The 12,763-nt window shown below is 69.9% G+C and carries 9 protein-coding genes and 1 pseudogene; 1 reads left to right on the plus strand and 9 read right to left on the minus strand.

Annotated elements, in window-relative coordinates; genetic code table 11:
- Nucleotides 1-102: 102 nt before the first annotated feature.
- A complete protein-coding gene (locus RDV84_RS11895; protein WP_309153522.1) occupies nucleotides 103-1,758 on the minus strand; it encodes an electron transfer flavoprotein-ubiquinone oxidoreductase in 1,656 nt (551 codons plus the stop codon).
- Between the two features lie 251 nt (nucleotides 1,759-2,009).
- Between RDV84_RS11895 and RDV84_RS11900 the strand changes: the two genes are divergently transcribed.
- Nucleotides 2,010-2,603 carry an alpha-ketoglutarate-dependent dioxygenase AlkB family protein gene (locus tag RDV84_RS11900; protein WP_057948879.1) on the plus strand — a complete coding sequence of 198 codons (594 nt, stop codon included), beginning with the start codon at nucleotides 2,010-2,012 and terminating at the stop codon, nucleotides 2,601-2,603.
- Nucleotides 2,604-2,886: 283 nt separating this feature from the next.
- Here RDV84_RS11900 and RDV84_RS11905 read toward each other — a convergent pair whose 3' ends face one another.
- From RDV84_RS11905 to lanKC, 8 genes and pseudogenes are all read right to left on the minus strand, one after another.
- Entirely contained in the window at nucleotides 2,887-3,555 is a 669-nt protein-coding gene (locus RDV84_RS11905) for an ABC-type transport auxiliary lipoprotein family protein (protein WP_425606405.1), read from the minus strand.
- A gap of 47 nt (nucleotides 3,556-3,602) precedes the next feature.
- Nucleotides 3,603-4,541, minus strand: a complete 939-nt coding sequence (locus tag RDV84_RS11910; protein WP_057948878.1) for an MlaD family protein — start codon at nucleotides 4,539-4,541, stop codon at nucleotides 3,603-3,605.
- Nucleotides 4,542-4,575: 34 nt separating this feature from the next.
- A complete protein-coding gene (locus RDV84_RS11915) occupies nucleotides 4,576-5,460 on the minus strand; it encodes a CPBP family intramembrane glutamic endopeptidase (protein ID WP_309153523.1) in 885 nt (294 codons plus the stop codon).
- A gap of 101 nt (nucleotides 5,461-5,561) precedes the next feature.
- Nucleotides 5,562-6,314: pseudogene (locus RDV84_RS11920) on the minus strand (ABC transporter ATP-binding protein); the annotation flags it as partial.
- A gap of 103 nt (nucleotides 6,315-6,417) precedes the next feature.
- Complete coding sequence (locus tag RDV84_RS11925; RefSeq protein WP_309153524.1) at nucleotides 6,418-7,539, minus strand: ABC transporter permease; 1,122 nt, start codon at nucleotides 7,537-7,539, stop codon at nucleotides 6,418-6,420.
- 315 nt (nucleotides 7,540-7,854) lie between these two features.
- Nucleotides 7,855-7,998, minus strand: a complete 144-nt coding sequence (locus RDV84_RS11930; protein WP_157490432.1) for a class III lanthipeptide — start codon at nucleotides 7,996-7,998, stop codon at nucleotides 7,855-7,857.
- Nucleotides 7,999-8,087: 89 nt separating this feature from the next.
- Nucleotides 8,088-9,800, minus strand: coding sequence for an ATP-binding cassette domain-containing protein (locus RDV84_RS11935; RefSeq protein ID WP_309153525.1), 1,713 nt, complete (start codon nucleotides 9,798-9,800; stop codon nucleotides 8,088-8,090).
- A complete protein-coding gene (gene lanKC / locus RDV84_RS11940; protein WP_309153526.1) occupies nucleotides 9,797-12,574 on the minus strand; it encodes a class III lanthionine synthetase LanKC in 2,778 nt (925 codons plus the stop codon). Before lanKC ends, RDV84_RS11935 begins: the two co-directional genes overlap by 4 nt.
- Between the last annotated feature and the right edge of the window lie 189 nt (nucleotides 12,575-12,763).

Here is a 12,763-nt window from a genome sequence, read left to right on the forward strand (position 1 = left end):
CGCAAGGGCGACCGCAAAAACACAAGAGGCGCGGCAACTAGGTTGCCGCGCCTCTTCGTTTGCGGGCCTCGCGCGCGCCGTCGGCGCGCGCAAGCGACCAAGCTACATGTTCTGGTAGTTCGGCCCCGACCCGCCCTCCGGCGTGACCCAGGTGATGATCTCGTACGGGTCCTTGATGTCGCAGGTCTTGCAGTGCACGCAGTTGGCGGCGTTGATCTGCAGGCGCTTGGCGCCTTCTTCCTCGACGATCTCGTACACGCCGGCCGGGCAGAAGCGCGTGCACGGGTTGCCGTACTCGCTCGCGCACTGGGTCACGCAGACGTTGGTGTCGGCGACCTTGAGGTGCACCGGCTGGTCTTCGTCGTGCTCGGTCGCGGCGAAGTACACGCCGGCGAGGCGGTCGCGCGGGGCGAGGGTGCGGTCGGCGTAGTCGCGCTTGGGCTGTTCGGCCTGGCCGAGCTTGTCCAGCGAGGACCAGTCGGCCTTGTTCTTCAGCGTCCACGGCGAGCCGCCGGCGGTGACCGTTTCCCAGGCCGCGTTGAGCATGCCGAACCAGAAGCCCTTCTTGAAGCCGGGTTTGATGTTGCGCACCTTCTTGAGCTCGGCCATCGCCTCGGACGCGCGCAGCTTGGCGTCGAAGCCGGCGCTGTCGAGCTGCGGCTGCGCGGCCAGATGCTCGGCGGCGAGCATGCCCGAGCGGATCGCCTGATGGGTGCCCTTGATCTTGGGCACGTTGAGCAGGCCGGCGGTGTCGCCGATCAGCAGCGCGCCGGGCATGTCGAGTTTCGGCAGCGACTGCCAGCCGCCGGTGACGATGGCGCGCGCGCCGGACGAGACCAGGTTGCCGCCTTCCAGCAGCGGCTTGATCAGCGGGTGGTTCTTCCACTGCTGGAACGCTTCCCAGGGCTTGTAGTCCGGGTCGCTGTAATCCAGGCCGCTGACGTAGCCCAGGGCGATGCGGCCCTTGTCCAGGTGGTAGAGGAAGCTGCCGCCGTAGGTGCGGCTGTCGGCCGGCCAGCCGACGCTGTGCACGATCTTGCCCGGGGTGACGCGATCCTCGGGGACCTGCCACAGCTCCTTGATGCCGATCGAATAGCCTTGCGGATCGCTGTCGGCGTCGAGCTCGAAACGCTTGATCAGGCGCTTGGTCAGATGGCCGCGCGCGCCTTCGGCGAACACGGTGACCTTGGCGCGGATGTCGATGCCGGCGGTGAAGCCGGGCTTGTGGGTTCCGTCCTTGGCGATGCCCATGTCGCCGATGCGCACGCCGGCGACGCGGCCGTCGGTGTCGTGCAGGGTTTCGGCGGCGGCGAAGCCGGCGTAGATCTCCACGCCGAGGGCTTCGGCCTGCGGCGCCATCCACGCGCACATCGCGCCGAGGCTGACGATGAAGTTGCCGTGGTTGTTCATGTCCGGCGGCACGATCGGCGACTTGTAGCCGCCGGTCTTGGTCATGAACCAGAACTCGTCCTGCCCGGCCGGCACGCAGATCGGCGGCGGGTTGTCGCGCCAGCCCGGCAGCAGCGCGTCGAGCGGGCCGGGTTCGATCACCGCGCCGGACAGGATGTGCGCGCCGATGGTGCTGGACTTCTCGATCACGCAGACCGACAGCTCCGGATTGAGCTGCTTGAGCCGGATCGCGAACGCCAGGCCGGCCGGACCGGCGCCGACGGTGACGACGTCGTACTCCATGACGTCGCGTTCGATCTCGATGGCTGGCGTGTCGGACGGGACCGTGCCGGTCGGCTGTTCGCTCATGCTGGCGGTACTCTTGCGTGCAATCCGGCCATTGTCGCGGGTTTGCCCGGCAGGCGCCATTTCCGCTGGCGCGATTCGCGGCGGCGCGCGCGCCCGCGACGCGCAAGCACGCACGTTCGCGGTGTGTTTGAAACGATTTCCAGCCGGATCGGTGCGGCCGGGTATGGAGGCCCGCCGTCGCGCGGGCCGGCGCGGGCGGGCACAGGAATCGGATCGCGGCCGCCGCAGCGCGCGTGCTAGCGTGCCGACCGATGCCGCCGACCCGCCTGCCGCTGCAAGACGCCGACCTGGCCTACGACCCGCACTGGCTCGACGCCGACGCGGCCGATGCGCTGTACGCGGCGGTGCTGGCGCAGGTCGCGTGGGAAGTGCACCGCATCCGCCTGTTCGGGCGCGAGCACGATTCGCCGCGGCTGAGCAGTTGGATCGGCGACCCCGACGCGCGCTATCGCTATTCCGGCGCCGAGTTCCGCCCGCAGCCGTGGCCGCCGGCGCTGCGGCCGGTGCGCGAACGGCTCGCGCGCGAACTCGGCGCAGCGTTCAACAGCGTGCTGGCCAACCGCTACCGCGACGGCCGCGACGCGATGGGCTGGCACAGCGACGACGAACCCGAGCTCGGCCCGGCGCCGGTCATCGCCTCGCTGAGCCTGGGCGCGCGGCGGCGCTTCGCGCTCAAGCACCGGCGCGATCCGTCGTTGAAGGCGGCGCTGGAACTGGGCCATGGCAGCTTGTTGGTGATGTCCGGGCCGACCCAGGCGAATTACCGACATGCGCTGCCGCGGACCGCGCGGCCGGTGGGGGAGCGGATCAATCTGACGTTCCGGGTGATTGCGCCGCGGCGGTAATCGGGGGCGCGGCGATCGGAGCGGAAGGCGTCGGGCCTGAAGGCCCTCCCACGAGACAAGGCGTCGGGTCTGAGGCGCTCCCACAAGCGCGAACGCGTCGGATCTGAGGCGCTCCGACAAGAGCGGACGCGCCGGGTCTTAAGGTCCTTAGCCGAGAGCGAATGCGTCAGCGCAGCGGACTCAGCGCGACAAACGCCATGCGACAAACGCGAACGGCCGCGCTCGCGCGCGGCCGTCGCCGTGGTTCCGAGGCGTGCCGGCACGGCGGGCGGCACGTGTCCGATCAGCGCTTGTGGCTGTTCTCGTGCGCGTCGCCCGACGCCAGCGTCCAGCCGGCGATCTCGCCCGTGCCCGCGGCCAGCGAGCGCTCGAACGCGGCGACCACGTCGCGCACTTCGGTCGTCGCCGCCGGCGTGGACTGCAGGAAGGTGCGCGAGGCGACCACTTTCTGGTCGACGGTGTGGAACAGCTTGGCGTTGATCTCGATCACCGCCGACGGCACCGCGTTGCCGGCGTAGTCGGATTCGAACCGGCGCAGGTCCAGCACCAGCTTGTACTCGGCGCCGATGCCGCTGCCTTGGCGCGCGACGGCGGCGATCTTGCCCGAGTCCTCCAGCGTGCGCAGCAGCGCGTCCTCGATCATGTTGCTGGGCAGCTTGGCCCAGGCCGCGCCCTTGTAGACCTGGACTTCGTCGCCGCTCGGGCGCACCGCGATGCGCAGGCTGTCGATCATGCGCGCCGCGCTCGGCACGCTCACCGACAACTGCCAGTTCGCCTGCGGCCAGGACGGATCGGCCGGCACGCGCGGGTCCGGCGCGTACTGCACGGTCGGGGTCTTGGGCTTTTCGTCGAGGATCGAGCAGCCCGACAGCGCCAGCGCGGCGGCGAGGCCGGCGCCGAACAGGCGCAGCGGCGCGGCGGAGAAGGGGCGTAGCGCGCGGGTCGTCGGCATGGTCGTGGCGTTCGCGTGGCGGCGGTCGGGGCGGCGGGTCGCGGAGTTCATCGGGCGGCCTTCTCGGGCTCGAATTCCTTGGCGGCGTCGCGGCCGAGCAGGTAACGGGTCGGGTTGCTGTCGAGGCGGTCGCTGATCCGGCGCAGGTCGCGCACCAGCGCGCGCAGTTCGGCCAGGGTCGGGCCGAGCTGGGCCAGGCCGTCGTTGGCGAAGCTGCTGATCGCGGCGCGGTTGTCGTTGAGGATGCCGTTGGCGCCGGAAGCGGCCGAATCGAGCTTGGTCAGGGTGCTGTCGAGCTTGTCGATGACGCCCGGCAGCTTCTGCGCCAGTTCGCGGTCGACGCTTTCGACCGCGCGGTTGGTGGTGGCCAGGGTCTGGCTGAGCTGCTCGCTGGACTTCTTGGCGTTGGCGATCAGGTCGCGCAGGTCGCCGCGCTGGTCGGCGATCGAGCCGGTCAGCGATTCGATGTTGGCCAGGGTCTTGGACACGTGCTGGACGTTGTCGTCGCTGAGCACCTGGTCCAGGCGCGCGACCAGGCGGTTGGCGGTGTCGGCGATGTTCTGCAGCGCCGAGGCCTCGGTCTGGATGATCGGCACGTCGCCGTTGCCGGACTCGGCCAGGCGCGGGCTGTTGGGGCTGCCGCCGGTGAGCTGGATGATCGGGGTGCCGGTGATGCCGGTCAGCGACAGCTTGGCGCGGGTGTCGGTCTTGACCGGCGCGTCGGCCTGCAGGCGCAGCTTGGCGATGACCCGGCGCGGATCGTCCGGCGCCAGGCTCAGCTGCTGCACCGTGCCCACGCCGATGCCGTTGTATTGCACGGTGCTGCCTTCCGACAGGCCGGTGACCGGCTCGTTGAAGATCACCGCGTATTCGCGCCAGCTCTTCTCCGAGGAGTACTTGGCCGCCCACAAGGCGAACAGCAACAGGAACAGCGTCACCACGATGGTGAACGCACCGATCAGCACGTAGTTGGCCTTGGTTTCCATCAGGCACCTTCGAACGGCAGAGCCACGGCCGGCATCATGCCAGCCAGGGGTAGGTGAACAGGGTGAAATGCACGAGGTTGAGGCCGAAATGGGCCAGCACCGCGGCGGCCAGGCCGCCCTTGCGGTAGGCCCAGCCATAGGCCAGCCCGGCCAGCGTCGCCGCCAGCGCGAACCGCCAGCCGCCGCCGAGATGGACCAGCCCGAACGCCAGCGCCGTGACCGCGATAGCCGCGTGCGCGCCCCAGCGCTGCGACTGCCAGCGCCGCTGCAGGCTTTCCTGCAGGTAGCCGCGGAACATCGCTTCCTCGGTCAGCGCCACCAGCAGCAGGTTGTTGAGCGCCCACAGCGCGCCGAACCACGGCCACTTCGGCGCCCAGGCGAGCAGGCCCAAGGCGACGCCGAGGCCCAGGCACAGCGCCGCCGCGGCCGCCGCGCCGGCCAGGCCCGCGCCGAGCGAGGCCGCCAGCGGCCGTTCGCCCGGGCCGTACAGGCGCAGCAGCGGCCAGCACAGCAGCAGCCAGAATCCGGCCAGCGGCTTGTCGAAGTTGAAGTACAGCGACATCGGCGCCGAGCCGGCGCTGAGCGTGAGGTCGGCGAGCAAGCGCGGATTGTCGAAGCCCGGCAGCAGGTGCAGGCCGAGCGCGAACGCGGTCAGCACGAACACCACGTGACCGCCGATGCGCGCCGCACGCGGCCGCGCCGGACGCACCAGCCATGCGGCCAGCGCCAGCAACGCCAACGCGGCCAGCGCCGGCGGCGCGAGCAGGCCGCGCACGAACGCCGCGGCCAGCGCCAGTCCCAACAGCGCCAGCGTCGCGATGCGCGCCTTGCGCCACCACAGCGTCGCCGCGGCCGCGCACAACAGCCCCCAGATCGACACGCTCCACAGCGTGCCGGTATCGGCGAGCAAGGCGTTCATCGCGCCGCTGCATCCTCGTCCGCGCCGTGGGCCGGGTCGCGCTTGCCGGCACCATCGTGCGTGCGGCTGGCGTGCGCGTCCCGGCCATGTTCGTTCTTGTCGCGCGCCACCTGCGCCGCGCGCGCGCGCGGGCCGTGGAAGTATTCCTGCACCCACGGATGGTCGAGCTTCTCGACCTCTTCGATCGGTGCGCAGGCGATGACCTTCTTGTCGGCCAGCACCGCGATGCGGTCGCAGATGGCGTACAGCGTGTCCAGGTCGTGGGTGATCAGGAACACGGTCAGGCCCAGCGCCTGCTGCAGGGTGCGGATCAGCCGGTCGAACGCGGCCGCGCCGATCGGGTCGAGGCCGGCGGTGGGTTCGTCGAGGAACAGCAGCGGCGGGTCCAGCGCCAGCGCACGGGCCAGGCCGGCGCGCTTGCGCATGCCGCCGGACAGCTGCGACGGCAGCTTGTCGATCGCGTCGGCCGGCAGGCCCGAGAGCTTGACCTTGAGCAGCGCCAGTTCGTAGCGCAGCGAGTCGGGCAGTTCGCTGTGGTACTCCTTCAGCGGCACCTGCACGTTCTCGCCCACGGTCAGCGAGGAGAACAGCGCGCCGTCCTGGAACAGCACGCCGGTGTTGCGCTCGATCTCGCGGCGCAGTTGCGGGTCCGGGTTGCGCGCGTCGATGCCGAGCACTTCGATTTGCCCGGCGTTGGGCTTACGCAGGCCCAGGATCGAACGCATCATCACCGACTTGCCGGTGCCCGAGCCGCCGACCACGCCGATGATCTCGCCGCGTTTGACGTCCAGGTCGAGGCCGTCGTGGACCACCTGCTCGCCGAAATGGTTGACCAGGCCGCGGATGCGGATGATGACGTCGTCGCCGGCCTCGCCGTCGGCGCGGGCGGTCGGGACCGCCGGGGAATCGGCGCTCGTCACCGTGGCGTCTCCGCGTCGCGCTTCGCGATGGCCAGGCTCACCAGCCCATCTCCATGAACCAGATCGCGAAGAACGCATCCAGCACGATCACCAGCGAGATCGACTGGACCACGCTGGAGGTGGTGCGCTCGCCGACCGACTGCGCGGTGCCCTTGACCTGCAGGCCTTCCAGGCAACCGATCAGGCTGATCAGCAGGGCGAAGATCGGCGCTTTCGACATGCCGACCAGGAAGTGGCGCAGCTGCATGGTCTCGTGCATGCGCGCCAGGTATTGCTGCGGCGGGATGTCCAGGCCGTAGGCGCCGACGGTGAGGCCGCCGAGCAGGCCGGCGATCATGGCGACGAAGGTCAGCAGCGGCAGCATCACCAGCAGCGCCAGCACCCGCGGGATCACCAGCAGGTCGACCGGGTCCATGCCCAGGGTGCGGATCGCGTCGACTTCCTCGCGGCTGACCATCGCGCCGATCTGCGCGGTGAACGCGCTGGCGGTGCGGCCGGCCAGTACGATCGCGGTCAGCAGCACGCCGAACTCGCGCAGGAAGGCGATGCTGACCAACTCGACCACGAAGATGGTCGCGCCGAAATCCTTGAGGATGGTCGAGCCCAGGAACGCCACCACCGCGCCGACCAGATAACACAGCAGCGCGATCAGCGGCACCGCGTCGAGGCCGACCTGCTCCATGTGGTGGACGGTGGCGGTGGGGCGGAAGCGGCTGGGGTTCTTGAACAGCCGCAGCATCTTCACCAGCGTTTCGCCGAAGAAGGCCACCAGCGCCAGCACTTCCTTCCAGTTGTCGGTGACCGCGAAGCCCAGGCGTCCGAGCGCGGCCTGGAAGCCGTACTCGCGCTTCTTCTTCGGGCGCTCGTCGGCGACGTCCTCGATCGCGCTGACCAGCGCGCGGTGGCTGTCGTGGAAGCGGAACACCGCGTCGAAGTCGAGCTCGTGCCGGCGCGCGAAGCGCATCAGCTGCAGCACGCCGACCGAATCCAGGCGCTGTACCCCGGTGGCGTCGACCTCGGCGACCTCGTGCGGCGCTTGCTTGAGCGCGGCGCCGACGGCCAGCGCGTGCTCCAGCGTCCAGCAGCCGGAAAGGCGCAAGCGCGAGGGCTCGCTGCCCTCGGTGGTGAGTTCCGGCGCTTGCGTGGTCGGTACGGTCATAGGGCCTCGGGCGGCAGCATACAGGCTGCCGGCGAAGCTTCAATACACATCCGCTACCGAACCGAATGGCGGATGCGGCCGCTCAGGGGTAGGGCTGGGGCTCCGGCGGTTGCACCACGCAGTTCTGGCAGCTGGAAACGCTGCAAAAAAAGCTCAGCGTGCTGGGCAGGCACGGTGAGCAGTCGTCGGGGTTCATGCGCTGCAAGGACAGTACTTTGTTCATGAACGTGTTCTCGTCGTGAGCGCGGCCGCGTACGGCCGCGCACAGAGGGCTCCGCCAGCCGCGGACTGGCGAAGACCCGGATCAGGTGCCGATTACGGCAGCTGCGGGAGTTCCTGCTGCTGCTGGTTGGTGCAGTTCTGGTTGCTGGCGGCGCTGCAGTGGTTGCTGACCGTGCTGGCGGCGGCGGCGCGCTGCTGAGTGTTTTCCAGGCTCTGCAGCGAGAGGACCTTGTTCATTTGTGAAACTCCTTTTCGATAGTGCGGAGCGTTGATGTCGCGCCGGCTGCGGGCTCCGCGTCCGCAGGCGGCGAGTAGGGCGCCCGCGGCTAGGCCGCGGGCGAGGCGTATTCGGGCATGGGTTCGCGCTCGCGCTCGCGGTCGTACTCGGGCGCGGGTTCGGGCGCGAGCGCCAGCGGCACCGGCGCTTGCGGCACCGGCCGCACGCCGGGTTCGATGTCCAGTCGCTGGCTGAAGCGCGCGGCCATCTCCGGTTCGTGCAGGGCGACCACGCACACCGCGTGCGAGGTTTCCTCCAGGATCAGGCGCAACAGTTCGTCCTTGGACTGGATGTCGACGCCCGACAGCGGTTCGTCGAACAGGTACAGCGCGGCGGGCTTGCTCAGCGCCAGCAGGATCGCCAGCCGGCGCTTCTCGCCGTCGGACCAGTGCCCCGGCACTTCCTGCAAGCGCTCCAGGTTCAGGCCCAGGCGCTGCGCCAGCCCGAGCAGGCGGTCGCGATCCAGCGGTTTGCGCGCGTCCAGCGCCAGCAGCCGGCTCGCGCTGAGGTGCGGGAAGCGCGGCGGCGACAGCGCCAGGCTGATCGGCGAGGGCGTGCGCAGTTCGCCTTCGTGCTCCATGCCGTTGCCGGCGATCAGGCCGAGCAGGGTGCTTTTGCCGGCGCCGTTGGGGCCGAGCAGGATCAGGCTGCGGCCGGGTTCCACCCGCAGGTCGATCGGGCCGACGCTGCGCTGCGCGTCCAGGCGCAGCGACAGGCGCCGCAGCTCCAGCGCCTCGCCGCGCGCGTCGCGCCAGGCGTTCTCGTACCAGCGGCCGGGCGCGCGCGCGCAGAAGCGTTCGAAGCGGCGGATGCGGCCGTAGTGGATCGGCAGGTTCGGCAGGCGTTCGGCGAATTCGCGCAGCGAGCCGACCAGTCGCCAATACGAAGCGGTCAGGGCGAAGAACGCGCCGATCGAGAGCTGGGCGTAGATCACCACCATCGCCGCGGTCAGGATCACCAGCAACTCGGCGGTGGTCATCATCATCCGGGTGTCGCGGCTGACCTTGGCCCGCGAAGCGCTGAGCGCATAGGCCGAGCGCTGATACGGCAGGAACCCCAGCGCGATCGAGCGGCGCACCCGCCCGAGCAGGCGGAACGGCGCGAACAGCGGCAGCGCGTCGAGGTTCTCGCTGAGCCGGGCGATGGCCTCGTTCTTGCGCCGCTCCACCCGCACCGCCGCGGTCTGGGTCGAGCCGAAATCGCGCACGGTCATGTACAGCACCAGCGGCACCAGGATCAGCAGCGGCAACACCGCGAACGGCGAGACCAGGCTGCAGAACACCAGGGCGAAAATGCCGCCGGCGAGGATGCCGATCGCTTCCAGGTCGAACTGGACCAGTTCGGTGAGCTGCGCGGGTTCGGCGTGCAGGCGGCCGAGCAGCTTGGCGCCGGCGTTGCGGTCGCGGCCGATGCGCTCGGCGTAGAGCGAGGCCGCGGCGCGGTCGATCAACCGCGCCTGCAGCGTGTAATGCACGCGCGCCTGCGCCAGTTGGTTCTTCCACGACAGATAGTGGACCACCGCGTAGATGCCGAGCATCGCCGCCAGCACCGCGGCGAGGCCGGCGAAGTCCTTGGCGACCAGGTGATCGACCATGAGCTTCTGCAGCAGCGGATCGCCGAAGGACCAGCCGAAGGTAACCAACAGGTGCACGGCGAAGATGCGGTACAGCGTGCGCCGCCGCCAGCGCATCTGCCGGATCGGGAAGCGGAAGCACAGCGCGATCACCCGCGCGACGTTGCCGGCCCGGCGCGTCAGGCTCACGCCGCTTCTCCGGCGGCGTACGTGTCGGCGTCGAGCGCGCCGGCACCGAGCGCGTCGGTGGCCGTCGGGCCGGCGCCCGACACAGCGGCGCCGAACAGGGCGACGCTGGGCAGAGCGAAATCGTGCAGGACGCGCGCCCCGCCGGAACGCGCGCGCAGCAGGCACAGGCCGACGCCGGCCGAGCCGGTGGCGAAGTCGCAGCTCAGCCGCTGGCTCAGCGCGCCGGGGAAGGCCAGGCCTTCGTCGGTGCGGGTGGCGAACAAGGCGATGCCCTGCAGCACTTCGTCGAGTTGATGGCGGAAGCGGGCTTCGCCGGTGACCAGCCACAGGTCGTGCAGGAAGTCGGCGATGCCGGCCAGCCCGTCGAGCTGGCCGACGTTGACCGAGAGCTTGCTGAAGGCCGAATGGGCCAGATCGCAGGCCACGGCGAGGTAGTCCGGGCGCTGGTCGAGCACGCCCATGCGCAGCAGCACGCCGCCCATGCCCGCCGCGCCGTTGGACCAGTACGGCATCAGCCGCATGTCCTTGATGTCCACGCCCCACTGCAGCCGGCCCTTGGCGTCGGTGACCGCATGCGCGAGCACGTAGTCGATGGCGAGCCGGGACAGCTCGCGGCTGCGCGCGCAGTCGCCGGCGCGGGCGTATTCGGACAGGAACCAGGCGATGCCGGCGATGCCGCGCAGGTAGCCGTACTGGACCCGTTCCGCCTGGGCGCCGGTCTTCCAGTGCACGCCGTGCTCGCCTTCGATCGCGGTGCGGTGCAGATAGCCGGCGCAGTCCGCGGCCAGCGCCAGCGCGCCGCCGGCGCCGTTGCCGTGCAGCGACAGCGCGGCCAGGCCGAGGCCGGCTTCGCCGGCGAACAGGTTGGCGCTGCGGTAGCGCAACGGGCTCGCCGCGGCGCGCTGCAGCAGCGCGCCGGCGATGCCGGTGCGGCCATGCAGGCCGTGGTACGCGGCGATCCCGGCCAGGCCGCTGTACAGGCCGATCTCGCGCACCTGCTCGCCGAGCAGGCGTTCGTCGGCGAGCGCGGCGGTCAGTTCCGCCGGCAATTCGCGCCCGGCCGCTTCCAGGAACAGGGCCACGCCGGTCGCGCCGTACGCCAGGTTCCATTTGCCGGTTTCGTACAGGCTCGGATCGCCCGGCCACACTTCGTTGGCCGACAGGCCGCGGTAGGACGCGAGAATGAAATCGGCGATGCGCTGCGGCGCCTGCGGATCGTCGGCCAGGCGCAGCGGCTGCGGACGCGGCGCGGCCAGCGGCGCGCGCTGCAGCTTGAGTTCCTGCGGCGGGCCTTCGAGCTGTTCGGCCAGGCGTTCGCAGATCGCCGTGGCGGCGTCCGGGTCGGCGCGCAGCAAGGCGTCGATGAGGTCGTAGACGTCGCCGGGCAGCCCGCTTTCGTAGACCAGCCGCTGCGCCAGTTCGCGATCGGACAGGATGCCCATCGCGGTCAGGCCCTGCAGCGGCATGATCGCCGAGAGCACGCATTTGCCGAGCGCGTACCAATCGTCTTCCGGCGCCAGCGCGCCGCGGCGCTTGCGTTCGGGGTTCTCGAAGCCCTGGGTCGCCCACAGCGTCTGCCACGACGAGCGTTCGTCGACGGCGACCACCGACTCGACGTCGATGACCTTCACCTGGTGGGTCTCGACTTCGATCAGGAAGTTGTTGGGCGAGACGTCGCCGAACATGACCCCGTGTTCGTGGCCGCTGCGGATCAGCGCGATGGCGTTGCGCGTCACCGGCACCAGCGCCCGCAGGAACGGCAACACCGGGCAGGTGCCGCGCACGAACGGGCCGAGGAAGATCTCTTCGCGGACGAAGTACTGCATCCACGTCGGCCAATCCAGGTATTCCTCGGCCAGGAAGGTGTGCTCCCATTCCTTGAACAGCGCATACGGCCTGGGCGCGATGTTCAGCGGTTCGAGCAGGCTGAGGATCGAGTATTCGTGGCTCACCGCTTCCGGCGCGGCGATGTAGCTGCCTTCCGCGCCGCGCCAGCCGGCGTGCGGGCGCGCTTCCTTGAGCACGACGGTATCGCCGGTTTCGCGGTCGACGGCGGTGTAGATCCCGCCGCTGTTGGAGAAGTAGATCGCTTCTTTAACTTCGAAACGGCCGCCCAGGTAGGGCGAATCGTCTTGCGGCTCGGGTTCGTGCTCGCGCTCGAACGGATCGGCCACCCACTCGGGCAGCTGGAACATCGGCTCGCGCTTGTCTTCGACCGCTTCGCCGTCGGGGCTTTGGATCATGTGCGCGACTTCGCCGTCCGCGCCCTGGCTTTTGACGCTGGTCAGGCCGCCGTAGCGGTAGAACACCACGCGCGAGCGCGGCACGCGCCGGTCGGTGAGGATGTAGGGGCCGTCGTAACCGGCCATGGCCTCGCGCAGGCCGGCGGCGAGCGCGAGGAAGTGATCGTGGTCGCGCGGGTAGACGGTGAAGAATTTGGCCGAGGCGGTGCGGGCGAAATTCTTGGAGTTCATCATCTCCAGCAAGTGCCGGTCGGCGACGAACTTGAACCCGGCGCGCTCGCGCGCCAGCACCTCGACGACGGCGGCGACCTGCTGTCCGAGCCGGGTCAGATCCGGCGAGACGTGCAGCTTGAAGCCCTGCGCCGGCAGCGTTTCGCCGTCGGGCATGGCCTGCAGCCAGAACGACCAGCGGTGCAGGCTCCAGCCCGGACCGAGGCGTGCGGCGACGACGTCGTGCCAGTCGGACAGATGCGGGTAGGAGTCGATCGATTCGAAGAATCGCGACTTCACCATCATGTTCTGCAAATGCATGCCTCTCCCCTGAGGACTTCCGTTGCGCAGCGGATCCCGCCGCGGCTCGACGCAGCGGCGCGTCCGCGTTCCGCGGACGAAGCGATCCGGTCCGATTGTGTGTGTTGCGCTGCGCGCGAGGGCTTATCGCCGAAGGGGAGTTCGGCCGCGATCGGCAGAGGCGGAATCTTTCGCCGCTATCGATGCAAG

Source organism: Lysobacter yananisis (assembly GCF_031199375.1).
GTDB classification, from domain to species: domain Bacteria; phylum Pseudomonadota; class Gammaproteobacteria; order Xanthomonadales; family Xanthomonadaceae; genus Lysobacter; species Lysobacter yananisis.